This is a genomic window from Pseudomonas sp. TH31, assembly GCF_016650815.1.
GTDB lineage: Bacteria > Pseudomonadota > Gammaproteobacteria > Pseudomonadales > Pseudomonadaceae > Aquipseudomonas.
The window spans coordinates 186,825-209,403 of record NZ_JAEKEZ010000014.1; the positions used below are offsets into that span (position 1 = coordinate 186,825).

Annotated in this window: 22 protein-coding genes, 1 tRNA gene and 3 pseudogenes; 18 read left to right on the forward strand and 8 right to left on the reverse strand. The window is 56.7% G+C overall.

Annotated elements, in window-relative coordinates; translation table 11 throughout:
- Window positions 1-9 precede the first annotated feature (9 nt).
- Window positions 10-360: a hypothetical protein gene (locus tag JFV26_RS11175; protein WP_201192233.1), complete on the forward strand. Its 351-nt coding sequence runs from the start codon at window positions 10-12 to the stop codon at window positions 358-360.
- A gap of 147 nt (window positions 361-507) precedes the next feature.
- Here JFV26_RS11175 and JFV26_RS11180 read toward each other — a convergent pair whose 3' ends face one another.
- Window positions 508-957 (reverse strand): carboxypeptidase regulatory-like domain-containing protein, encoded by a 450-nt coding sequence (locus tag JFV26_RS11180; RefSeq protein ID WP_201192236.1) that lies wholly within the window; start codon window positions 955-957, stop codon window positions 508-510.
- Window positions 958-1,217: 260 nt separating this feature from the next.
- On the opposite strand from JFV26_RS11180, the pseudogene JFV26_RS34435 reads away from it, so the two are divergent.
- From JFV26_RS34435 to vapC, 5 genes and pseudogenes are all read left to right on the forward strand, one after another.
- Window positions 1,218-2,191, forward strand: a pseudogene (locus JFV26_RS34435) (alpha/beta hydrolase family protein).
- A gap of 37 nt (window positions 2,192-2,228) precedes the next feature.
- A complete protein-coding gene (locus JFV26_RS11190; protein ID WP_201192238.1) occupies window positions 2,229-2,645 on the forward strand; it encodes a hypothetical protein in 417 nt (138 codons plus the stop codon).
- A 5-nt stretch (window positions 2,646-2,650) separates the two neighbouring features.
- A complete protein-coding gene (locus JFV26_RS11195; RefSeq protein ID WP_201192240.1) occupies window positions 2,651-3,103 on the forward strand; it encodes a hypothetical protein in 453 nt (150 codons plus the stop codon).
- Window positions 3,104-3,290: 187 nt separating this feature from the next.
- Window positions 3,291-3,521, forward strand: a complete 231-nt coding sequence (gene vapB, locus JFV26_RS11200) for a type II toxin-antitoxin system VapB family antitoxin (RefSeq protein WP_201192242.1) — start codon at window positions 3,291-3,293, stop codon at window positions 3,519-3,521.
- Window positions 3,521-3,928: a type II toxin-antitoxin system tRNA(fMet)-specific endonuclease VapC gene (gene vapC, locus JFV26_RS11205; protein WP_201192244.1), complete on the forward strand. Its 408-nt coding sequence runs from the start codon at window positions 3,521-3,523 to the stop codon at window positions 3,926-3,928. Before vapB ends, vapC begins: the two co-directional genes overlap by 1 nt.
- Before the next feature lie 72 nt (window positions 3,929-4,000).
- On the opposite strand, the gene gabP is transcribed toward vapC, so the two are convergent.
- Window positions 4,001-5,392 carry a GABA permease gene (gene gabP, locus JFV26_RS11210; RefSeq protein WP_201192246.1) on the reverse strand — a complete coding sequence of 464 codons (1,392 nt, stop codon included), beginning with the start codon at window positions 5,390-5,392 and terminating at the stop codon, window positions 4,001-4,003.
- Between the two features lie 550 nt (window positions 5,393-5,942).
- Between gabP and JFV26_RS11215 the strand changes: the two genes are divergently transcribed.
- From JFV26_RS11215 to JFV26_RS11270, 12 genes and pseudogenes are all read left to right on the forward strand, one after another.
- Window positions 5,943-6,716, forward strand: coding sequence for an ABC transporter ATP-binding protein (locus JFV26_RS11215; protein WP_017336016.1), 774 nt, complete (start codon window positions 5,943-5,945; stop codon window positions 6,714-6,716).
- A gap of 13 nt (window positions 6,717-6,729) precedes the next feature.
- Window positions 6,730-7,475, forward strand: a pseudogene (locus JFV26_RS11220) (ABC transporter substrate-binding protein).
- A gap of 78 nt (window positions 7,476-7,553) precedes the next feature.
- A complete protein-coding gene (locus tag JFV26_RS11225) occupies window positions 7,554-8,249 on the forward strand; it encodes an ABC transporter permease (RefSeq protein WP_201192248.1) in 696 nt (231 codons plus the stop codon).
- Window positions 8,246-8,934: pseudogene (locus JFV26_RS11230) on the forward strand (ABC transporter permease). The gene JFV26_RS11225 and the pseudogene JFV26_RS11230 overlap by 4 nt, the downstream one beginning before the upstream one ends.
- On the forward strand, window positions 8,915-10,147 hold the full coding sequence (locus tag JFV26_RS11235) for a methyltransferase (protein ID WP_201192250.1): 1,233 nt from the start codon (window positions 8,915-8,917) through the stop codon (window positions 10,145-10,147). Before JFV26_RS11230 ends, JFV26_RS11235 begins: the two are co-directional and overlap by 20 nt.
- A gap of 343 nt (window positions 10,148-10,490) precedes the next feature.
- Window positions 10,491-11,327 carry an FkbM family methyltransferase gene (locus tag JFV26_RS11240; RefSeq protein WP_201192252.1) on the forward strand — a complete coding sequence of 279 codons (837 nt, stop codon included), beginning with the start codon at window positions 10,491-10,493 and terminating at the stop codon, window positions 11,325-11,327.
- A 78-nt stretch (window positions 11,328-11,405) separates the two neighbouring features.
- Window positions 11,406-11,481, forward strand: a tRNA-Thr gene (locus JFV26_RS11245).
- 94 nt (window positions 11,482-11,575) lie between these two features.
- Window positions 11,576-12,154: a DUF4145 domain-containing protein gene (locus JFV26_RS11250; protein WP_201192254.1), complete on the forward strand. Its 579-nt coding sequence runs from the start codon at window positions 11,576-11,578 to the stop codon at window positions 12,152-12,154.
- A gap of 1,136 nt (window positions 12,155-13,290) precedes the next feature.
- Window positions 13,291-14,283: a hypothetical protein gene (locus tag JFV26_RS11255; protein ID WP_201192256.1), complete on the forward strand. Its 993-nt coding sequence runs from the start codon at window positions 13,291-13,293 to the stop codon at window positions 14,281-14,283.
- A gap of 6 nt (window positions 14,284-14,289) precedes the next feature.
- The gene (locus tag JFV26_RS11260; protein WP_201192258.1) at window positions 14,290-14,862 is read left to right on the forward strand and encodes a hypothetical protein; all 573 of its coding nucleotides are present in this window, start codon (window positions 14,290-14,292) and stop codon (window positions 14,860-14,862) included.
- A 314-nt stretch (window positions 14,863-15,176) separates the two neighbouring features.
- Window positions 15,177-16,322, forward strand: coding sequence for a polymorphic toxin type 44 domain-containing protein (locus JFV26_RS11265; protein ID WP_201192260.1), 1,146 nt, complete (start codon window positions 15,177-15,179; stop codon window positions 16,320-16,322).
- Entirely contained in the window at window positions 16,309-16,719 is a 411-nt protein-coding gene (locus JFV26_RS11270) for a hypothetical protein (protein ID WP_201192262.1), read from the forward strand. Before JFV26_RS11265 ends, JFV26_RS11270 begins: the two co-directional genes overlap by 14 nt.
- A gap of 36 nt (window positions 16,720-16,755) precedes the next feature.
- Here JFV26_RS11270 and JFV26_RS11275 read toward each other — a convergent pair whose 3' ends face one another.
- From JFV26_RS11275 to JFV26_RS11300, 6 genes are read right to left on the reverse strand one after another with little or no spacing between them, the layout of a single operon-like run.
- Window positions 16,756-17,733: a hypothetical protein gene (locus tag JFV26_RS11275; RefSeq protein WP_201192264.1), complete on the reverse strand. Its 978-nt coding sequence runs from the start codon at window positions 17,731-17,733 to the stop codon at window positions 16,756-16,758.
- Window positions 17,718-18,416 carry a hypothetical protein gene (locus tag JFV26_RS11280; RefSeq protein ID WP_201192266.1) on the reverse strand — a complete coding sequence of 233 codons (699 nt, stop codon included), beginning with the start codon at window positions 18,414-18,416 and terminating at the stop codon, window positions 17,718-17,720. Before JFV26_RS11280 ends, JFV26_RS11275 begins: the two co-directional genes overlap by 16 nt.
- Window positions 18,413-18,946 (reverse strand): baseplate complex protein, encoded by a 534-nt coding sequence (locus JFV26_RS11285; protein ID WP_201192268.1) that lies wholly within the window; start codon window positions 18,944-18,946, stop codon window positions 18,413-18,415. Before JFV26_RS11285 ends, JFV26_RS11280 begins: the two co-directional genes overlap by 4 nt.
- Window positions 18,943-19,875: a hypothetical protein gene (locus tag JFV26_RS11290; protein ID WP_201192270.1), complete on the reverse strand. Its 933-nt coding sequence runs from the start codon at window positions 19,873-19,875 to the stop codon at window positions 18,943-18,945. The genes JFV26_RS11285 and JFV26_RS11290 overlap by 4 nt, the downstream gene beginning before the upstream one ends.
- Window positions 19,865-20,368 carry a hypothetical protein gene (locus JFV26_RS11295; RefSeq protein ID WP_201192272.1) on the reverse strand — a complete coding sequence of 168 codons (504 nt, stop codon included), beginning with the start codon at window positions 20,366-20,368 and terminating at the stop codon, window positions 19,865-19,867. The genes JFV26_RS11290 and JFV26_RS11295 overlap by 11 nt, the downstream gene beginning before the upstream one ends.
- Entirely contained in the window at window positions 20,365-22,575 is a 2,211-nt protein-coding gene (locus JFV26_RS11300; RefSeq protein WP_201192274.1) for a phage tail protein, read from the reverse strand. The genes JFV26_RS11295 and JFV26_RS11300 overlap by 4 nt, the downstream gene beginning before the upstream one ends.
- Window positions 22,576-22,579: the final 4 nt, after the last annotated feature.

A 22,579-nucleotide genomic window follows, 5' to 3' on the forward strand; every position in this document is an offset into this window, starting at 1 on the left:
GTGAATACAATGAGCCAGAAGAAAACCCGAATCCCCCTGCCCCATCCGCCGCCGTACCGCGAAAGCCGAGTCGCGTTCTGGCTGATGAACCTCGCCTACCTGCTGATCACCTGCGCTGCCGGGCTGCTGGCTTATGCCGTCATTGATGGCTTGATCCACGGCGCGATCAGCACGATGAATCGACGCGGGCCCAACGTGGTTTACACGCTGGCACAGCAACCGCGGATGTATTGGTTCTGGATTATCTGGCACAGCGTCAGCGCCCTTGGCTTGATAGCCCTGGAAGCGGGGGCCTTCTGGCTGCATGGAAGCGTGCTGGCGGCCCCGGACAAGCCAAAGCGCAATCGCGCACATCACTAGCCCGCGAGCGCGCCTGGGGCGCCACAAGACGCTTCAGGCTAATCACCGCAACAGCGTCTGCGCCCTGCCGTTGCTGGCCAGCCAATTGAGGCGTTCCGGCGGGCGACCGGAATCGCCAGCGAGCCAAGGCGCAAAAAGCCGTGGTTGTCAGCTATTACCATTCCAGTGGAAGACCAGATTGCGGGCAGCGCCGCTGCCTACATCCGTCACGTCACGCCGCACCTCGCCGTTGCGCGTCGCAACAACGGTGTACTTGCCGGCGGGCAGTTGAACGTAAACCAGAGGGCCGGCCTGGGTAAGGGTCAGGACGGTTTGTCCCTGGGCTTTTTGAATGACCACTTCCACGTCGGGAATGTATTGATTCTGCGCACCAACGGAGAAGGTCAAGTGCAAGTTATAACCCTTGGACTGCTGAATGGCCTTTGACTCGTCCTCCCCGATACCGCCGGACAGGTAGCTGATCCCATTCTGTTGCTGCTGCTGGACCTGAACGCCGGAGTTGTCGACCGGATCGAGGCTGGCGGCATGCGACAGGGTCGGGAACATCAACACGCCAAGGGCGGCGAGTGGCAATACGAGTGAATGAATGTACTTCATGATGGCGACTCCGGGCTCTACGGAACCCAATCGTTACCTTCTTGGATTTCTGACGGGACACCCAAGTTTTAGATTGATTGGAACTTGGGACGACTGCGAATAGGACTACGTGTTGTATTCCTTAAACCTCGGACGCAGCCGGCTGCGTCCTTCGAATCGAATCGGTATTTCCCGCCGGTTTTTCGGCCTGCCCAATGCCGGATTGTTCACAGCCTGCGCGAAGACTATTGTTGGCAGCCATCCGCAAAGGTTTGAAGCCGATGAATTTGCAGGACGCGCCCTCACTGGCATCCACTCAAATCGAGCTGTCTCTGCCAACCTCCGTTCCCTGCGAACCGTTCAAGGAGCCCGCCTGCGACGGCTTCACCCTCGGCGGTTTCACCTGGCGTCACGCCGCTGCCGACACCACCCGCCCGGTCGTGATCATCAACGCCGCCACCTCGGTCCGTTGCCGGCACTATTCGCGTTTCGCCGATTACCTGTTCGCCAATGGCTTCGACGTCATCACCTATGACTACCGAGGTATCGGAGAATCGCGGCCGGCGTCGCTGAAAGGGCTGGACGCTTCCTGGTCCGACTGGGGCGCGCTGGATTTCGAAGCGATGCTCAAGCGCGCTCAGCGGGAATTCCCCGGCCAGCCGATCGACGTCGTCGGCCACAGTTTTGGCGGCTGTGCGGCGGGCCTGGGGGCCTCCGGGCACCTGATCCGGCACTTGGTGACCGTCGGTGCACAGTTCGCTTACTGGCGCGACTATGCGCCCGCCCATCGCTGGCGGATGTTCGGCAAGTGGCACCTGGTGATGCCGTTGGTGACGATGGCCTGCGGTTACTTCCCGGCAAACGTCTTGGCTGGCTGGAAGACACGCCCGCCGGCGTCGTCCGCGACTGGAGCACGCCCACCGCGCGTTACGAGAAACGCCCCAGCGGTCGCGTGATCCACGCCAAGCACGGTCGGCTGCCGTTCGCCAATGTCACCGCAAAAACCCTGGCCATCAGCCTTAGCGACGACCCCTACGGCACGATCCCGGCCATTGAGCGCTTGCTCGGCTACTTCACCGCCAGCACGACCACCCATCTGCGAATCGAGCCGAAAGACATTGGCGAAGCAGAAGTTGGACATTTCGCCTTTTTTCGTAGCCCATACCAAGCCACACTATGGCCCATTGCATTGTCCTGGCTGCAAAGCGGCGAACTGGTCCCCGGCACCCCCGGGCGGCGAGTTTCACGTAGCTGAGTGACCTGCCCTCTCAACGAAATACGGAACGACGCCCATGGCCTCCGCGAACAAGCAGCAAAAACGCGCCACCCGCGCCAAAGCCAAGGCCAAGCAGAACCGCACCCAACGGACTGCCGCACCGCTCGAGCTGGACCCGAACGATGACCGCATCGACTTCGAATCGGTGGACCTGACCGAACTGTTCAAAACCATGATCGACGCCGAAAAAATCAGCCAGCAAGCCATGTGCACGGCGTTCCTCGAAGACCCATTGCTGACACTGGTGTACGAACAGGAAGGCGAAGAAGGTGCGATGGACTTCATCCTCGCGGCGCTGATCGAGTATCGCCAGTGGTCCGCCGAAGCGGATGAAGCCAGCGCCCTGGCATGGATCGAATCCCCGGCCTTCCAGGCTGACTACGTGGCGGCGTCCGACGCCATCGCGGCCCAAACACAACCGAAAGCGAACTGAAATTAATGGCATCCCTGAACAAGCAGCAAAAACGCGCCAAACGCGCCAAGATCAAAGCCAGGCAAATCAACATCCACGGCCGCAAACCCGCCGACCTGGACGATGACCTGGGCGACATCGGCGAGCCGATCCCGGAATACACCCTGGCGATGTTCAGCAAGATGCGCGACGCCGAAGCCATCGGCCGCAACGACATGCTGCTGACCCTGCTGTCGAACCTTGCCGACATCATCAGCGACCATCCAGAACTGCTGGACATGGAAAACGCCGACAACGAAGCCATGGCCGCCACCCACCTGGCCGCCGACATGCTGATCGACTACCGCATGTGGACCGACGGCATGGACCGCGACACCGCCCAGGCCTGGCTGACCGATCCGCAGTTCATCACTGACTTCGGCACTGCGCTGGACAGCTATCGCGAAGCGCTGGACGCGCAGGAAGAAAAGGCCGAGTAATCGCCTTTGAGTAGAAACAAAAACGGCCGCTTGTCATCACTGACAGCGGCCGTTTTTTGTAGAGCCCACGAACGCACCCAGGCCTGTCGCGACCCTTTGTCGTCCGACACGTATATCCCATTGACATATCCCGCCTGAAAACTATCCTTTGGACTGCACAACTGCAGCAAAAGAGCAGGAGGACAACATGGAACAAACCACCCTTTTCATGAGCAACCGGAGCCAGGCCGTGCGCCTGTCCAAAGCCGTAGCGATGCCTGGGGATGTGAAGCGAGTTGATGTAATCGCCATCGGCAGGACGCGAATCATCACTCCCGCTGGAGAGGCCTGGGATAGCTGGTTCGACGGCGAAGGCGTGAGTACAGACTTCATGACCGACCGCGAACAACCTCTCGATCAGGAGCGTGAGTTGTTCTGATGATCAAATTCATGCTCGATACAAACATCTGTATTTTCACCATTAAGAACAAGCCCCAGGTTGTACGCGAGGCGTTTAATCGTCATCACGGCCAGTTGTGCATCAGTGCAATTACGCTGATGGAACTGATCTACGGCGCAGAGAAATCCGCAGCGCCGGAAAAGAACCTCGCTGTCATCGAGGGCTTTGCTGCCCGCCTCGAGATCTTGCCTTTCGATTACGATGCTGCCGCTCACACCGGGATGATTCGTTCAGAACTGGCCAAAGCAGGAACACCAATAGGCCCCTATGACCAGATGATCGCCGGCCACGCACGCTCGAAAGGATTCACCGTCATAACAAACAATCTTCGGGAGTTTGAGCGGGTACCAGGCTTACGAGTTGAGGACTGGGTTCATCCCGATTGAAAGACTGCCTGGAAAACAAAAACGGCCGCTTGTCATCACTGACAGCGGCCGTTTTGCATTACGCGGTGTGAATCAGTTCAACACCACCGCGCCAACCTTCTGCAGCTTGCGACGACGGGCCACGAACAGGCCGACCGCCACTACCAGCAAACTCAGGAATCCGGTCGCGAGGATTTCCACGCGGTGGGCTTCCTGGAACAGCATGATGGTCAGGGCCGCGACGATGAAGATGATCACCGCGTAGGTCAGGCCCGGGAACAGCCACATGCTGAAGGCGATTTTTTCGCCGCGTGCCATGCGCTGCTTGCGCATACGCAGTTGCGAGATGGCGATCACCAGGTACACCAGCAACGCGATGGCGCCGGAGGTGGCCAGCAGGAAGTCGAACACGGCGGCCGGGGCCACGTAGTTGGCGAACACGGCCAGGAATGCAGCAGCGGTGGACAGGATGACTGCCCAGTACGGCGTGCCGCTTTTGTTGGTGCGTTGGGAAACGGCCGGCGCATCGCCGCGTTTGCCCAGGGAGAACATCATGCGCGAAGCGGTGTACAGCGCCGAGTTCAGGCAGCTGGTCACTGCAACCAGTACCACGATGTCGACGATCAGCTTGGCATTCGGGATGCCCATGCGTTCAAGCACCGTCTGGTAGGAACCGACAGCGGCCAGAACCGGGTCATTCCATGGCACCAGGGCCACGACGATGAAGATCGACACGAGATAGAACAAGCCGATCCGCCAGATCACCGAGTTGGTGGCCTTGGAGATTTGCTGGCCCGGGTTCTTCGATTCCGCGGCCGCGATGGTCACGATCTCGGTGCCCATGAAGGAGAACATGGTGGTCAGGATCGCGCCCAGTACAGCGCCCATGCCGTTTGGCAGGAAGCCCTGGGTGTCGAACAGGTGCGAAACGCCGCTGACCTGGCTGTTCGGCAGGAAGCCGAAGATCGCCAGAATGCCGAGGCCAATGAAACCGATAATCGCGATGACTTTGACCAGGGCGAACCAGAATTCAAATTCACCGTAGTTCTTCACGCTGAACAGGTTGGTGACCGTCAGCAGCAAAGTGATGACCAGGGTGAAAGCCCAGATCGCCACGTTCGGGAACCAGGCATGCAGGATGGTCGCGGCGGCGTTGGCCTCCAGCGGAATCACCAGCACCCAGAACCACCAGTACAACCAGCCGATGGTGAAACCGGCCCAATGCCCGATTGCGCGATCGGCGTATGTCGAGAAGGAACCGGTGTCCGGCGAAGCAACGGCCATTTCACCGAGCATGCGCATCACCAGCACAACCAGTGCACCGGCGGCGGCGTAGGCCAACAGCACAGCCGGGCCGGCAGCGGCGATGGCATGACCCGAGCCAACAAACAGGCCGGCGCCAATAACACCAGCGATCGACAACATAGTCACATGACGCGGTTTGAGCCCCTGTTCGAGGCCATTAGAGCTTTGGGTGCTGCTCATTGAAACTACCTTTGCAAGGAAAGCGATTCAGTCCACCGCGTCTGGCATTTCTTTCTCGTAAAAAGAATCCAACGGGGCGTTCCGTATTCTGCACGCAATAATTGCGCCAAAATGTTACAGAGTCCCGCGAACCGCGGCTCTTAGCCTGACCGGACAGTCATCGCAAGTCATTGAGATTAATGGCAATTTGCCAGAGCGTTACCCAGCGACCCACTTCATGGATAAATCGGCGCACCATAAACACACTTAAAAAATTCGCGACGCACAATAAAAGTGCAGATCCGCAACGTTTGTCCGGTTAGCGCTTCCAACACCCCGCCAAAGCTGGCAACATCGCGCCTTTTTTACGTGACACCCGCGTGGCGTCTGGTTCAAACGGCTGTTCGGTTGATAGCAGCGCGACAGTCTGCTGTACCGATGCGACAACTTGCCACATGCCATCCGTTTACCGCCCGTAGCGCTGTTGGCTGCCATTCGAACGCTATGCTAGCTTGGCCGCCTCGCCAGGAAGGCCGCCAACAGCAGGAGCGAAACACTATGAGGAACGCACATGGCTGAGGCCACGCCCGCGCTTGAAATCCGCAACTTGCACAAACGCTACGGACAGCTTGAGGTGCTCAAAGGCATCTCGCTGACCGCCCGCGACGGCGATGTGATCTCGATCCTGGGTTCCTCCGGTTCTGGCAAGTCCACGTTCCTGCGTTGCATCAACCTGCTGGAAAACCCGCATCAGGGCCAGATCCTGGTGGCCGGCGAAGAACTCAAACTCAAAGCCGCGAAGAACGGCGAACTGGTTGCCGCCGACGGCAAGCAGATCAATCGCCTGCGCAGCGAGATCGGTTTTGTGTTTCAAAACTTTAATCTCTGGCCGCACATGAGCGTGCTCGACAACATCATCGAAGCCCCGCGCCGGGTGCTCGGCCAAAGCAAAGCCGAAGCCATCGAAGTCGCCGAAGCCTTGCTGGCCAAGGTCGGCATCGCCGACAAGCGCCATGCGTACCCGGCGCAGTTGTCCGGCGGTCAGCAACAACGGGCGGCGATTGCCCGCACGCTGGCGATGCAACCCAAGGTGATCCTGTTCGACGAGCCGACTTCGGCCCTTGACCCGGAAATGGTCCAGGAAGTACTTAATGTCATCCGCGCACTGGCCGAAGAAGGCCGCACCATGCTGCTCGTGACCCACGAAATGGGTTTTGCCCGCCAGGTGTCCAGCGAAGTGGTGTTCCTCCACCAAGGCCTGATCGAAGAGCAAGGATCGCCACAGCAGGTGTTCGAAAACCCGCTTTCGGCGCGCTGCAAACAATTCATGTCCAGCAACCGCTAACGGAGCTACCCGCATGCAGAACTACAAAAAATCTTCCTGGCTGCCGCCGTCACCCTGGCGTTCAGCGCCGGTGCCGCCGCCGAAACCTTGAAGATGGGCATCGAAGCGGCCTACCCGCCGTTCAACAATAAAGATGCCAGTGGCAATGTCGTCGGCTTCGACAAAGAAATCGGCGACGCCCTGTGCGCCAAGATGAAAGTCGAATGCACCGTGGTCACCTCTGACTGGGACGGCATCATCCCGGCCCTGAACGCCAAGAAGTTCGACTTCCTGATCTCCTCGATGTCGATCACCGACGAGCGCAAGCAAGCGGTGGACTTCACCGACCCGTACTACTCCAACAAGCTGCAATTCATCGCCAAGAAAGACGTCGACTTCAAAACCGACAAGGCTTCCCTGCAAGGCAAAGTGATCGGCGCACAACGTGCGACCCTCGCCGGCACCTGGATGGAAGACCACATGGAAGGCGTTGAAACAAAACTCTATGACACCCAGGAAAACGCCTACCTGGACCTGACCTCCGGTCGCCTGGACGGCATCCTCGCGGACAAATACGTCAACTACGAGTGGCTGAAAAGCGACGCCGGCCGCCCTTACGAATTCAAAGGCGACCCGGTGGAAGAAAGCGACAAGATCGGTATCGCTGTACGTAAAGGCGACCCGATTCGCGCGAAGCTGAACCTTGCCCTGAAAGAAATCGTTGAAGACGGCACCTACAAGAAAATCAACGACAAGTACTTCCCTTTCAGCATCTATTGATTCTGACCTGCCTGACCGGCGCCGTTCGCTGACGGCGCCGGTCCCTGGCATTGCCTGCCGCGATTTGAAAAGAAATCCATGATTATCGACCTCTACGGATTCGGCCCGGCGCTCGCCGCTGGCGCGCTGATGACTGTGAAACTGGCACTCTCGGCCCTGTGCCTGGGGCTGGTACTCGGTCTGCTCGGCGCCTTGGCCAAGACTTCCCCGCACAAGCCGTTGCAATGGCTGGGCGGCACGTATTCGACCCTGGTTCGCGGTATCCCGGAATTACTCTGGGTGCTGTTGATCTACTTCGGCACCGTCAACCTGATGCGCGCCCTGGGCGAGTTTTTCGGCAACCCCGACCTCGCACTCAACGCCTTCGCCGCTGGCGTGATCGCGCTGGGCCTGTGCTTCGGCGCCTACGCCACGGAAGTGTTTCGCGGCGCGATTCTGGCGATCCCCAAAGGTCACCGTGAAGCCGGCGTGGCCTTGGGCATGTCGAAATTCCGGATCTTCACCAAGCTGATCATGCCGCAAATGTGGCGCATCGCCCTGCCGGGCCTGGGCAATCTGTTCATGATCCTGATGAAAGACACCGCGCTGGTGTCGGTGATCGGCCTGGAAGAAATCATGCGTCATGCGCAAATCGGCGTGACCGTCTCCAAGCAGCCGTTCACCTTCTTTATGGTCGCTGCATTCATGTACCTGGGCCTGACCATCCTGGCCATGACCGGCATGTACTTTCTGGAACGACGCGCCGCTCGCGGCTTTGCGAGGAGCGCCTCATGAACTGGGAAGTCATCATCAAGTGGCTGCCGAAACTGGCCCAGGGCGCGACGCTGACCCTGGAGCTGGTGGCCATCGCCGTGATCGCCGGGTTGCTGCTGGCGATTCCGCTGGGCATCGCCCGTTCGTCGCGGCTCTGGTACGTGCGGTCATTGCCCTACGCGTACATCTTCTTTTCCGTGGCACACCGTTGCTGGTTCAACTGTTCCTCGTCTACTACGGACTGGCGCAGTTCGATGCGGTGCGTAACAGCTCGATGTGGCCGTACCTGCGCGATCCGTTCTGGTGCGCCACGGCGACCATGACCTTGCACACGGCGGCTTATATAGCCGAGATCCTGCGGGGCGCGATCCAGGCGATTCCACCGGGCGAGATTGAAGCAGCGCGAGCCTTGGGCATGTCCCGCCCGAAGGCGCTGTTCTATATCATCCTGCCCCGTGCCGCGCGCATCGGCTTGCCGGCCTACAGCAACGAAGTGATCCTGATGCTCAAGGCCAGCGCCCTGGCCAGCACCGTGACCCTGCTGGAACTGACCGGCATGGCCCGCACCATCATTGCCCGGACCTACCTGCCGGTGGAGATCTTCTTCGCCGCGGGCATGTTCTATCTGTTGATGGCTTACGTGCTGGTTCGCGGCTTCAAGCTGCTGGAGCGCTGGCTGCGCGTCGATGCCTGCCAAGGGCGGTGATTCCGCCTGCGTGCTGACGGGCGAGGCCCTACTCGCCCGTTTCGCAGCGCTGGATGCTTTTCTGATAAAGCACCAGGCGTTGTGGAAGCCTCGACCCTTTACTCATCTGCAGCTTCCTTGGGAAGCGTCCTACCCGGAACTGGCTTTATGGCTACGCGGGCGTTCGCTGGAGGAAGCGGAAAATAGCCATAACCAGCCCTGTTTACTGGATGCGCCGGAGCCGTTTGCTTCATTGGCGGTGTTGTCGCTTGAGCTGAGTTCAGTGGGCGAGTTGCCGGCGCATGCGCTTGAAGCGGCCGGGCATCGGTTGAACGTCGATGTGCCGGGGCGCAAGTGGCAGCAGATCGAGGCGTTTGCCAGTCGCCTGTCATTTGCTGCATTGCCCAAACATTGGCTGGATTGGTGCTCGGGCAAAGGTCACCTGGGTCGACGCCTGCTGCAGCCCGGACAACAACTGACGTGCCTGGAATATGACTCGACGCTGGTTTCGAGCGGGCAGGCACTCAGTCAGCGCCATCAACTGCATGCGCTGCACATCGAGCAAGATGTGCTCGCCGCTGGCGCTGCTGCTTTATTGAAAAGCGACCACACCCCGGTTGCGCTGCATGCCTGTGGCGACCTGCATGTACGGTTGATCCAGCTCGCCAGTGCGGTGGGCTGCAAACAACTGGCCGTCGCGCCCTGCTGCTATAACCGGATCAGCCTTCCTGCCTATGAAGCGCTTTGCTCGGCGGGTGTGCAATCCGACCTGCAGCTGTCCCTCGACGATCTGGCATTGCCGATGAGCGAAACCGTTACCGCCGGTGCTCGCGTGCGTCGTCAACGCGACACTTCGATGGCCCGGCGCCTGGCCTTCGACCTGCTGCAACGGCAACGGCGAGGCGTCGACGAATACCTGCCTACGCCTTCCCTGCCCAGCGCCTGGCTGGATAAATCCTTCGCCGACTACTGCCATCATTTGGCCGCACTGAAGGAGTTATCCACAATCGGCCCGCAGGATTGGCCAACCCTTGAAGCCGCCGGCTGGCAGCGACTGGCCGAAGTGCGCAACCTGGAGCTGCTGCGCGGGCTTTTCCGCCGCCCGCTGGAGCTGTGGCTGGTACTTGATCGGGCACTTTTCCTGGCCGAACAGGGTTACACCGTTCGCCTCGGCACCTTCTGCGAAACCGCGCTCACACCGCGCAATTTGCTGCTCTTGGCCGAGCATCCTTAAACGGCCACAGCCTGTGGATAACTCTGTTGATGGAATTCTCGTGGATCCAATAAATACACTGCTTAGTGACTGAAACACTGCTGGTCATTTTTTGTTCACACAAATAAAAAACCCTAAAAACAGGGATTTGCGAACAAATGAGAACGGGTCCACAAAATGGACTCCGTTCTCGTCTATCGGCCGTCCCGTTGTGCATAAGCATTCAATCAAAACGACATAACCGCCGAATCCCGGACGCGATTGGCGGAAAATTGCGTCCGGCAACCACCCTTGTTATACAGGCAGGCAAGGGCGCCGGAAGTGCGCCTGAAACCAAGAAAAATCCAACTGACAGGAAGCCACAGTGACCTTCATTTCTTACGCACAGAATTTCGAAGACGTCCGCCTGTGGCGCGCGCTAAGACAGGTCGAAAACGGTTTCTACATCGACATCGGCGCCAACGACCCCACCCACGACTCCGTCACCAAGGCTTTTTACGACCGCGGCTGGACCGGCATCAACGTCGAACCGATGCAAAACTACCACGACGCCCTGTGCCAACAACGCCCCAACGACACCACCCTGCAATGCGTGGCCAGCGACAGCGCCGACGACCTCACCTTCTACGGCATCCCCGACACCGGCCTCTCCACCGTCGACCCGGCCACCGCCCAGGAACGCACAGCCCTGGGCATGGACGTACGCCGCCAAACCGTCAAGGCCCGCACCCTCACCTCCATCTGCGAGCAATACGCCCGGGACCGCCCGATTCACTTCCTGAAAATCGACGTCGAAGGCCACGAAGAAAGCGTCCTGCGCGGCATGGACTTCGCCACCTGGCGCCCCTGGATCATCCTCATCGAAACCCCATGGGCCCGCGACCACACCTGGGAACACCTGGTGACCGACGCCGGCTACCAGGCCACCCTGTTCGACGGCATCAACACCTGGTTCCTGGCCAACGAACACCTGGCCCTCAAACCCGCCTTCGACATCCAGCCGTGCAACCTCGACAACTTTCAACTGTGCCAGGGGCATGCGCTCAGCTACCCCGTCAGCACCCATGATCTGGATGCTCAAAAGCAACTCGCCAGCGCCCTGCAACGGGCCGAACTGGCCGAGGCGCAGCTGCATGCGATGCAAAACAGCCGGAGTTGGCGCACCCTTCAGAAACTCAGAAAAGCACTGGTTCGCGGGTAAGCTGAGGGTCGAGTAAAAATAGTCTGAATTCAGGGGTTTACAGAACCAACGCAATCGCTATAATCGTCGCCCTAACACGCCGGTATAGCTCAGTTGGTAGAGCAACTGACTTGTAATCAGTAGGTCCCGGGTTCGACTCCTGGTGCCGGCACCATATAAATCAAAGGCTTGCAGCGATGCAGGCCTTTGTTTTTTCTACTGCACGTAATAAGCGACGTAATAAGCGCTACTCAAAAGGTGCAAAGCCCATGGATTGGCTGCAATTTTTCTCGTCTATCGTCAGTTCAATCGCATGGCCGGCTGCTGTAGTCATGTTGGCCTACTTGATGCGCAATCCGCTGGCCAAGCTGATCCCTTTGATCCGAACCCTCAAGTACAAGGATCTGCAGATCGACATCGGCGAGCAACTCGAAGCCGTTCGAGAACAGGTCGATGCAAAGGGCGAGACTCCAGAAATCGCAACTCAAGAACCACCGCTGAGTTTCCAGAGCCTTGCCAAAGCAGATCCCCGAGCGGCCGTGCTCAGTGCCTGGATACCGGTCGAGACCGAACTCAACGATATCTCGCGCAAGATGGGCATGGACTTGAGGTCTAGCACCATTAGGATATTGGCGGCCTTGTATCAGGCAAATGTCCTAGACGAGTTGACCTTTAACACCCTGCAAAAACTGCGTCACATCAGAAACACCGCAGTTCATGTGACGGAGGCAGGTGTTACTTTCGAGGATGCCATCAATATGGCGGATATGTGTCTGTGGGTGAACGGACAACTGAAGCGGATCAATGCCAGCCTCAGCGAGTCCCCACCATCAGCAACAGCCTTGTGAGAGTCGCCGGCCATGACTAGGGAATTGAATTTTTGGTTTGCTGTTTGAAGTGAGTATTAAAGGTATTTTTTTCTTTCATTACTCTACAAGCTATACAGGCTAAGGCTTTCAGCACCTTCCGCCCCGGTCTTTTTTTGGCCACTGCCGCTATTTTTGGGGCTATCAGGGAAGGGATTTATGCAAACCTCTCAAGCCATTGATTTATAAGGGTTTTAGAATTTAATACCTTTGTAAATACCCCACATGGCGCACTGAGCATCAGGTATCAAAGCCCCGCCATACAAGGGCTGTAGAGCATTAAGCCCGCCGTTTAGCGCAGGGTGGCGAAAAATAGCCACTTTTGACGGACACCTGAAAAATCCCGTGTCTCAATAGGTTTTTTCAACCCACATACAGGCACCTGCCTCCTTCGTTTTCCCTGGTCAAACTGTGAAACGCTACAATCTGGCGCCGAGCCCCGTTCTACCTGCCTTGCAGGGGATTCAGTCCCTTCCCGTGCAAAGCCTATCGGCCTCCGAAAAAGATCGATCGCGTTTGTGAAAACACTGCTGCGTAGGCGTTTTCCAGTTTTTCGCCCAATGAAACCGGGGACTCCAGCGTTATCCCTTCCGTGACCGCCCCGTGCGTTGCTGTGCAACTGCACTGCATTTCCTTTCAAAACTTTGCACTCTGTGAAATTGCCGATCTCCCGCAGAGCCCCACGGCCCGCTTGGGTTCCAGGTTCGTTTGCACTACATCTGGATTTGCACAAAAAAGGACACTAGGCCCGTCGGCGGGAGGGGGATAAGTGCTTTTTAAGGCTGATTTTTTTTGTGAGTATGGAATTCCGGTCAACCGACCATTCGTCGGCCGGAAACCCACATTGAATTTGATCGACATTCAGTAGGTAAACATCTTCTTCGACACGCTTACTCGCCAGGTTGCCCAACCATAAAAAGGGTGCCATGATCGGGCCATCACAGGAATGGAATCGATAATTGTATGAAGGGACTTCTAATCAATATCCAATCTTTAAAATCTTTCAAAGCCACCCGTATGGCTCAAGACTGATGCTATCTTTTATTAACAATATAGAAGAGTGCTCTCCTATGAGCACTCACAAACAAACAACAACTTAATAAGTAGAGACAACATATATGTCCAGACGTGTCGCGACATTTTTTGATATGAAGTTGTACGCCCGCGGCCACTCTAGAGCAGAGGGGAATATCGCTGACTTCCCAGCTACCCCCAAGACCATGACTGAAATTCGAACGCTAGTGGAATCCCTCCTGGATGGTGGTGATAATTTTTTAAGCAAAGGTCAAAGCGATAAGGCCGATAAGTATTATATTGCTCACACAAGTACTGTGAACGGATATTGGGTGCTTCTTATTAATCGGTGCGACCCAAGCGCACCTGACTCTGTATACAGCAACCCGGAATCAAAAGAACGCAAAGTAAATGAAAAACTTCCTGGACAAGGTTCTGAATTCTCCGCACACCTAATACTTGACGTCAAGCCTGTCAAAGGAAAAGATTATTATTTTTGTATGATCGAAGCAGCGTACGGTTCCGGATTAGGAAGTAGCGCCATTACAAGCTACTTCGCGCATGTCATTAGGCACTGCAAAAAGCAAAAACCTGATCTATTTAAAATCCCAAACATTGATGGGTCGTGCAGTAAAAGTGGTGTGCCAAATAAAGTCCATCTCGCACATGATGTCGAGCTACAGGGGCATATTTCCGACACATTTAAAACTGACCTACAGAACGGAGCATTAGGCGGCATTGAATTAATAAGTCACAAAACTGTCGGTGGCAAATGGGACGACGCAGGCTTTGTAAAGGAAAAACATCGTATTATTAAGCTAACCTTAGCGAGAGATCTAATAGGTGACGCGGTAAAAACTGTTACAGATGTATTAAAAAACGCAAAAACGGATGGCATCGACCAGATGCGCGTGAGCTTTAAAGATAACTCTGGTTCTCCAAACAACGCATTGCTTTCAGTCGACACCGGGCAACTGGCGGCAGATGGGCGCTATCTAAAACGGTATTACATCTCCTCCGCTAATGACGTCAGCTCGGCGAGTATCGAGGAAGTTAACCATGCTATAGTTAAAGAAATCCTTAAAAGCCTGGAGTGACTTAAGATGCTAAATCAAATGTTACAACCGCTTTCTTATCTCGCGATACGGCATCCGCAGAAATGGAAAGTAGATTGGCTTTTCCCCATAGCAATTTCTTTAATCTGTACCTGGTTTTCTATTGGCGCCGACTGGAAATCTGAAATTTACAGAACATCCGGACCTGTCAGCTTGTTGCTTGGTTTTCTTTCGGGACTCCCTGGGTTTTACATAGCTGCATTAGCTGCAATTGCGACATTTGGCCGGAATGACATCGACAACTTACTACCTGAACCTACGCCAACTGTAAAACTAACCACACGAGGCGAAAACATCCTAGTAAAACTTACTCGCCGTAGGTTTCTAGCCATGTTGTTTTCTTTCCTAACTTGTGAAAGTATTTCTTTAGTGTTGCTTTCGACCTTACTTCTATCCTCCGGCACATCAATTTCTAGCGTGACAATTTTGGACGGTGTAGCTGGACAAGCCCTATCGATAGCCATGACTTTCATCTATTACACATTGCTAATGCAAATGCTAACTGCGACTTTCTGGGGCCTGTATTACTTAGGGTTTAAACTTCATGAACCTCAGATATAAGGCATTACTATTACATCCCCAGCAACCACACTACTAAATACAGGCTTTGAGAGAAGCCTGTGCCTGCAAAAAGAATGTGTGTTCAAAACACTACTATCTTCATCCTGAGAACCGAATATTTATTAATGGCTAAACCCTTGACTTTCCGGATTGCAAACTCCGATAAAAGATAGAGCACATGACAGGAAGTAACTAGCTACGAATTCCGAATTTTCCTACATACATATCGCCCATTATTCGTTAAGGTCATACGACCTAAAGCATTTTCACCTCCAATGACGGAGGCTTTTTTTTTGCACGGAATAGGATGAGATATGATTTCTTCTGCACGGCTGGGCGACAAACATGTCTGTCCATTGCCTGGCCACGGCACCACCCCAATTGCCTCCGCCTCCGCTGATACAAATATCAACTTCATGGGTTCTGCACGGGTTGGCGATACCTGTGGCTGTGGCGCTGTTATTACTACCGGTTTCCCCTCGATTCAGGTGAACGGGCGTCCTATGGCCCACTTGGGCAGTCCCACCAGCCATGGTGGAACCATCATTACCGGGTCAGGCGATGTCGGTGGTGGGTTTGTCATGGGTGACACTGGCGGTGCAACCATCATCAACTTCATGGTACTCGGAGCGTTCCGGCCAGATGGCACTGTGGACGATGAAAAAATGGCCACATTGCTGGCTGATCCAAAGCTGACAGAGAAGGCAACCGCTGCTAACGCGTTGGTAGATCCCAAGGCCGCCACTAAGCAGTCGGACGCGAAGACTGACCCAGAGGCGGCGGCACCTGTCACCTGCAAAGATTCTGACATGATGGAAAAGCTGGCGGACTACATCGCTGGCGAGATGAACCGCAATATTCATGATCCGGCAGTATTGGAAATGAAGGAACTCAATAGCTTCGATCCTGAGGCTGAAACCAAGAAGTTCATGGAACTGCCCCTCTACCTACGCTTGGGACAGGACCCACAGTTCTACAGCATGGCGCTCGGCAAGAAGACGAAGGCATTCGCCATCTGGACGGAGCGTGTTGGGCAGAATCGCCCATGGGATCACAAGCCGAAATTGGCAGAACTGTTTGGCGCGTATCCTTGGCACAAGCAAGGAGCTTATGACTACTACTACGACATTTGGTCGAACATCCATTACGGGTATGTTGGTGTAGCCGGTGGACTTTCTGACAGTGTTCAGTTGGATGGCGCTGGACTTGAGCAAATAGGCTCAGACACTTGGCGCTTCATCAAAAATCCTAAGAGGTTTGATGGCCCACGGAGAACGGAAGGCGTTGAAGGGATGCGAGCATGGGACGATGCTCCTGATAGGGTATCGATCATCATCGGGATGAACCTCTACAGGGAGTATCCGAATGGCGGCATCACCGCGAAAATCATCATGGACAAGGTGTTGGCGGTGCCAATAGCCGAATGGGGTACAGGGGTTCAAAAGCATGTCTGCAAATGAGAAAAGACCGCGACATATCGGACGGTGGGTAGCGCTGTTCTTCATTGGTCTTGTTGCGCTCTGGTACATAGCCATGCCGCGTGTTGTCGTTTACTACTCAAAAGACGGCACCGAGAACATTAGTTACGTCCTGAATACACAGCACACAATCGTTCGCGGTGCGCTACTGCCCGGAAAGACAACGGGGGATGTCGGACATATCTTTCCCGACGATAAGTTTTTCATGAGGTTCGATTGGTGGAATGACAAAGGGCTAAACCATTGCGTCAACATAACGCCGCGATGGCCAACGACGGAAATTCACCTCGACCGTAACGGCGATATCGATAGCAGCGAAGGCAGCGGCACAGATATGGATCGCTTGAAGCAGTGCACCACGGATACAGCGAAGCCATAAGGTTTCATTCCAAGCCCGCCGTTTGGCGGGCTTTTGCTATCCGGTGATTGGTTTCAATTTCGAGGCTAATACCAACGATTGAGCAGCCTTCGCCGTGAATCCCGCTGCATCGGTCGGACTCGGCGTTGGTCCAGGGACGTGGGTATGTGCAGCCAGTTGTGTGTTCATCTGCTGCAACAGATCGAGCATGTCGCACGCCACTTGGAACAGATTCACGCCTTCGGAGCCGATCCAGTTTTTAGGTGCTTGCAGGCGCTGCCCCTTGCCCGCAACGCTTCGACGCAAGCCCTCGATCCGCTCCTGCATGTCGCCACCCACCGTGGCGTTGTGCTTCTGTCCAACCACCAGGTTTAAATCTCGCCCGGTGGCCTGGTGTAGATCGTCCACGGCGGCCAGGCTCGCGGATCCACCCGACAGCAGCTTGAGCGCGCCCAGTGCCTCGATCTTCTTCACGCCCCCCACCGACTCGGTTGAATGATCGTCCACCGTCCTGGTGTGAGTCTGGAAGCGCTCGGTGTTGTCCATTGCCTCCACTTCGCGCTCGATCGCCTGGTCCTGGATCTTGCCATCAGTCTTGCGCAACCAGTTGCCGGCCGCGTCGACGCGTTGTTGCACGGCGTCACTGTGCTGCCACACCTGGTCGCCCTTTGGCACTTTTGGCAGTGTCAGGCCGTGGGGCAGGATGGTTTGGATGTAGGGCTTGTGTGGCAGGCCATAAGCAAAACACACCACCACGCTGGTGCCTTCCTCCGGAAACGCAAAAAAACCCATTTCGTCACCACCCACCGGCATGGGTAGCGGAACGCCAGACAATACCGGGAGTGTCGTATCGATCTCGCCGTCCGGCCCCATCACCTGCAGGTCAACTGAGAAGCGCGGTCGGAAGTCGTCACACAGCCCAGCATTGGCCGGTGCGTCGGCCACGGCCACCACCTTGGCGAAGCGCGGCAAGTGATAGCCGCCGGTGAGTTCAGGGAATTGGCGTTCTACGCTGCGCTTTATTGCGTCGTCCATTTGATGGCCATCTGTGTGCCGGCCAACGTCACGTTCGTGATCCGCTCGCCCTGGTTGATTGATACGCCTGGTCGCAGGCCTGGCAAGGCCGCGATCATTGCGCTCTGGCTGCCCTGGTAACCATCGAAAAGGTTAACCGGCAGTTGTAGCGGCGATCGAGCACCGAAGAAGCTGTCAGCCCAGGCCCCGACGTAGATATCGCCGTCACCCTGTTGCTGCCAGATAAAATCCTTGATGCCGAACACCCGCGCCATGCTGTCTAGCGCCTGGTAACCAGCGGCGAGGTTGTAGAAAAAAGGCGTCTTAACGTGGGTATAGGCCTGATCCGGAACCCGAAAGCGCAGCCCGGTCTTGCTACCGATGTCGGCCAGCACGGCGCGCAGATCTACATGACGCAGGTTCATGGGCAGCGGGTTGGCCAGCACCGCGGCTAACTCGCGACACAGCACCACTTGCTCGATGCCATTGGTGGTGGTGCAACGCTCGACGTAGCCGATGAAATGACGCTGTAGCACCGCTTCGTTGTAGCCGATATCGAACGTGACCAACCCTTTGACGGTTACACCTGCCTTGATCGTGAATGTTGCACGGCCCGGACTCTTGAGATCCAGACGGACATCGTCATTGACCAGCGGCATGTTCACGCCGCCGATGGTCAGCACCTTGTGCAGCTTCATGCTCATGACGTGCCGCCCAGGTAGGTGTCCACCTTCTTGAGCACCGCTTCAAAGCCGGTCAACTCTTCGGGCGAGCCCGCCGATCCGCTACCTGCCACGCCATCGCCAGGCGCTGACTGGGTCGTCACCCCATTGCCAGCGCGGCGGTTCTCGACCTTCTCCGGATTGGACAGCTTTTCGCTCAAGGTGAACTGGACGATCCACTGGGCCAGGGTGTCGTCTTCCTGTGCGCTGACCCCATCAGAGAACGTCACCTGCCGGATGCCAAAGGCCTTGGCCGTGTCGTTCACGATGCGGTAGGTCTGGAGCTGGCCACCACTTGCAGTCGCCTCGGCCAGACGCATGATGGTGCGCAGGTTCTCAAGCGCCCTGTACGGGATCGTCAGCGCTACGGTCAGCGTCTTGGGCTTGAATCCCTTGTGTGACTTGTCGGTGCCCGACGTCTGGCCGCCCAGATCGTCGGCCTCGATCTTGAGGTTGGCCGTCAGCTTCATGCGATGACCGATAATCTGCTCGCCATTGAGTAGCAATGTCATAGGCCCACCAGTTCCTGGACAAAGCTCAGGCTCTCTGGCGATCCGACCAGCAGCGCGCCGGCACACAGCGGCCATTCATGACCCGGCGCTTCGCCTTCGAGCAGCTCGCGGCGCAACTGGCCAGCGTCACCCGGTCCCAACATTCGGGACTGTATCGATACGTCGTCTGCGCTGTTGGTGAACTGGGCCTTGAGATCGGCCAACTGTTGATCGCGCTCTTGGGCCTGTGCTTTTTTGCGCGTCTGTAGGTTCGCCAGGTCGGCCATCGGCGAGCTGTCGGCGGCATACCCTTCGAGCATCGCCAGTTGGCCAGCCATGGATTGACTGGCCAGTTTGGTGATGGGGCAACGCTGCAGCGGAAGCTGGCTCCAGATCGGCATTTGTCCCGCGATCGGCATGACCCACTTTTCCACCTCAAGCCTGGCCAGGTGTTCAGCCCGACGTTCGGCGCGTACCAGGTCCGGCATAGGCAGCACAACGTTGAACCGACCCAACGTCGCCGCAAGCTGGTCCAACCGGGTGGCGAGGAAGATCAGTACCAAGGCGCTTTGCTGACCTTGAGGGCGGACAGCGTCGGTGGTGTCGGTCAGCTTGTCAGCCAGCAGCTGCAGCAGGTTCGGCGCTGACAGAAAACGCTGGTGGCCGCCGCTGCCCTGGCCAACCCCGTGCTGGAATGGCGTCACGACGATACACGACGGGACGTTCTCAAACTGCGCTACCAACGCGCTGCGCCCTGCGCTGATGGCCGACTGTGCGGCCCCTGCGATAAGTCCGGGACTGGTCGTGGCGATGTCGGCCAGCATCGATACGCGCTGGCCGGTGCTAACCATTTCGCTCTGGATCAGGTCACGGGCACTCGTCATCTGGTCCATCCACTGCGTGGCCTGCTCCGGCCATTGCAATTTGATCGGTGCCCAGTCATTCGTCATGTTGTAGAACCGCGTCGATCCAGCCCGGGGCAGTGGGTTGTGTCGCCTCAGCCGGGTAGCCGGTCGCCTGCGGCCACTCGCGCACATCTTGGCGCCAGGTCAGTAGCTCGGTGAATTGCTCCGGCGTGATCGGCAACGCCCGCCCCAGGTCACGTGCATCCCGGTACTGAGAAACAATGTTCTCGGTCGCCTTCAATTTCGTATCAATCCAAAGCCGTGCCAGGACAAGCGGATCTGACTCGACAACAATATCTTCCGCGTACTTGGAGTAATTGCCGCCGTTGCTCAAAAAGTTCTCAACCGCCTCATAAAGCGAGGGGTTGTAGTCTCGGGTAACGTGGCAACGGTTACTGGCCACGGTAACCACAAAGGAACCATCATCCTTTACGCTGACGTCGCGAAACTCAACAGTCATAACTGTGGGTTCAGTGACAACGGGATTCACTACTTCATCAGTGGCTGGGGTAGTCATTACTTGGGATTGTTCTGTCATGGTGCATATCTCCAGGCGAAGCCATAAATCGTTGCTCCCCCACTAAATGAAATCACAGTGCCTCCAGGCGCCTGGCCACTTTTACCCACAACCCCTTGGCCGGCAGCGTAGTAGTGCATCAGTGAGTAACACCACGTCCCTCCGGCCGGAAGTTGTACGGCTGTTCCGGTCAAGCCCACCGCCAGGAAGTTGTTGGAGTCGGGGCGATAAAAGCTGCTCTCACTCCACAGCACGCCCAAATCCGTCGTATCCACTTGGGCACGGATTCCAGCGCTATTGGTGGCCCAGCCAAGCCGAATGGCGTTATTGCTCTGGTAGTTACCGCCGCCTTGCTGTACGGGGGTAAAGCCCAATCGACGCTGAAGATAGTGGACTGCGTTATCAGCACGACGACGGAAGTAGGGATATTCAGGCTGATCGCTAGCGAAACCGGCATAAGAAATAGAGTCAGCCATTACTCTCTGATCAAGAAACCCATTTACTTGGCCTGCGGTATAACAGTCCGTTATTCCATACCCAGCAATAGAGTTGGCCTTGTTGGCCTTGCTGTTTGGATCAAAGTTATTCTGAGTCCAGAACACCCCAAGGTCATTACCATCAACGGAAACTTTTACCGCAGTGCCAGACCATCCAATATTGATTCTGTTGCCAGATTGGCCTGGCCCGCCGCCCTGTTTAACAAATGCCCCATTCGATTCAACTTTTGTGAAGGCGTCAGTGATGCCATAACCGGCAAGGCTGCTTGCCCAATTCGCTTTACTGCCTGGATTAAAGTTTGACTCACACCAAATAAGGCCAAGATCCGTTGAGTCGACAGAGGCGAGAAGGCCCTTATTCGACCAACCGATAAAAACGCTGTTGGTCAGTTGATTGACCCCACCACCTTGTTTAACGAAAGTGGAGTTTGCTGCAGGCTTTGTATAACCATCGGTGATGCCATAACCGGCGAGCGTCGTCGGGTTGTCGCCTCCCGTGACAATGCCTTTTTGGTTGATGCTGACTTTCGTGTAGGTGCCGGCAGCGGCGCCACTGTCTGCCAGGGTGAGGGTGATATCCGCGTCGGCAGAACCGTCAAAAGTGGCGCTACCGGTCGCCGCGCCTTTGAACCTGAAGGTTCGCGCAGTGGCCAACCGCGCTGCTTTTCCCGCAATCGACGTGCCCTGGACAATTGCGTCGATGGCACTCCACAGCAAACCACGCACGGCGGTGACCATTTTGGTCGTGGCCAACACCGAGCTGCTGTTGCTCGCTTCGCTGTCACTGATCGCGTTGGGAATTTGGTCGAGTTTGACGTCTGCTTTGGTGGTCGCCCGTGCGCGCAGGTTCGGGTAGTCGCCGTTCTGAGAGGCCCAATGTTTGATCAACTCACCGGTGATTGGCTCGACTGGACGCAAATCCGTAATGACCGACGTCGCCGGCAGATCCGCCAGCGGCACCAAGTAGTGACGTGCGCCGGCACTGTCGGTGTAGTCCTCTTTGCCAGCACCGAACACCACCTGGAAGGTGCCGACCACATCACTCAGCTCACGCTGCAGCACCACGTCGAGCCAGGCCTTGTTCGGCACAGAAGGCACCGCCACGGGTTGCGCGGCCGTGCGCTCCAGGCGAATGCCCTCGACGTAAGCAATTCCGGGTTTCAGCTGATAGCTGCTGCCGACCTTCTCCAATGCCAGGCCACTGCTGAAGAAGCAGGCGCGTCCAAACACATCACGGTTGCTCAGGCGTTGACGTTCGTCGATGCCTTTCAGGCGTGCAGTGAAGTCGTGCTGCCAGGTGCTGGCATCGACTTTGATGCCCGTTAGCTGCTGCGCCCCGTCGAACACCACCAGAAAATTGCGGGTCACGTTGTTGCCGATTTGCTCGGGCAGAATGTTTTTGCGCTTCTGCTGGACCGGCACATAAGCCACCGACAACAGCACGCCTTCGCTGCTCTCCAGTCCGATCCAGTTCCAGTCGAAATCGCCGACGTCGGTGCCCATCATCAGGCTGTAAACCACCTGATTCGGGTTGACGAACCCGCTTTGGGTGACCGGCCAGGTGTACACGACCTGGGCCGCCGGCGGCTTGCCGGCAGCGCGGTTGACCGGCCCGTTCGGGTTCAACCCGGGAACGTTGGCCAACACAAAGTTGGCGATCGTCAGCGGTTGGCCAGCCGCCTGCTTTTGGGCAATAAGGCTTTCGCCGGCGAGTGTGATACTTGCAGCCATGAAT

Coding starts and splice junctions, on each gene's coding strand:
- JFV26_RS11215 (WP_017336016.1), top strand. CDS start 5,943: ATGGCTGAGGCCACGCCCGCGCTTGAAATCCGCAACTTGCACAAACGC.
- JFV26_RS11180 (WP_201192236.1), bottom strand. CDS start 957: ATGAAGTACATTCATTCACTCGTATTGCCACTCGCCGCCCTTGGCGTG.
- JFV26_RS11265 (WP_201192260.1), top strand. CDS start 15,177: ATGATTTCTTCTGCACGGCTGGGCGACAAACATGTCTGTCCATTGCCT.
- JFV26_RS11255 (WP_201192256.1), top strand. CDS start 13,291: ATGTCCAGACGTGTCGCGACATTTTTTGATATGAAGTTGTACGCCCGC.
- vapC (WP_201192244.1), top strand. CDS start 3,521: ATGATCAAATTCATGCTCGATACAAACATCTGTATTTTCACCATTAAG.
- JFV26_RS11225 (WP_201192248.1), top strand. CDS start 7,554: ATGATTATCGACCTCTACGGATTCGGCCCGGCGCTCGCCGCTGGCGCG.
- JFV26_RS11260 (WP_201192258.1), top strand. CDS start 14,290: ATGCTAAATCAAATGTTACAACCGCTTTCTTATCTCGCGATACGGCAT.
- JFV26_RS11285 (WP_201192268.1), bottom strand. CDS start 18,946: ATGACATTGCTACTCAATGGCGAGCAGATTATCGGTCATCGCATGAAG.
- JFV26_RS11290 (WP_201192270.1), bottom strand. CDS start 19,875: ATGACGAATGACTGGGCACCGATCAAATTGCAATGGCCGGAGCAGGCC.
- JFV26_RS11190 (WP_201192238.1), top strand. CDS start 2,229: ATGGCCTCCGCGAACAAGCAGCAAAAACGCGCCACCCGCGCCAAAGCC.
- vapB (WP_201192242.1), top strand. CDS start 3,291: ATGGAACAAACCACCCTTTTCATGAGCAACCGGAGCCAGGCCGTGCGC.
- JFV26_RS11235 (WP_201192250.1), top strand. CDS start 8,915: ATGCCTGCCAAGGGCGGTGATTCCGCCTGCGTGCTGACGGGCGAGGCC.
- JFV26_RS11300 (WP_201192274.1), bottom strand. CDS start 22,575: ATGGCTGCAAGTATCACACTCGCCGGCGAAAGCCTTATTGCCCAAAAG.
- JFV26_RS11280 (WP_201192266.1), bottom strand. CDS start 18,416: ATGAGCATGAAGCTGCACAAGGTGCTGACCATCGGCGGCGTGAACATG.
- JFV26_RS11295 (WP_201192272.1), bottom strand. CDS start 20,368: ATGACAGAACAATCCCAAGTAATGACTACCCCAGCCACTGATGAAGTA.
- JFV26_RS11275 (WP_201192264.1), bottom strand. CDS start 17,733: ATGGACGACGCAATAAAGCGCAGCGTAGAACGCCAATTCCCTGAACTC.
- JFV26_RS11195 (WP_201192240.1), top strand. CDS start 2,651: ATGGCATCCCTGAACAAGCAGCAAAAACGCGCCAAACGCGCCAAGATC.
- JFV26_RS11175 (WP_201192233.1), top strand. CDS start 10: ATGAGCCAGAAGAAAACCCGAATCCCCCTGCCCCATCCGCCGCCGTAC.
- gabP (WP_201192246.1), bottom strand. CDS start 5,392: ATGAGCAGCACCCAAAGCTCTAATGGCCTCGAACAGGGGCTCAAACCG.
- JFV26_RS11250 (WP_201192254.1), top strand. CDS start 11,576: ATGGATTGGCTGCAATTTTTCTCGTCTATCGTCAGTTCAATCGCATGG.
- JFV26_RS11270 (WP_201192262.1), top strand. CDS start 16,309: ATGTCTGCAAATGAGAAAAGACCGCGACATATCGGACGGTGGGTAGCG.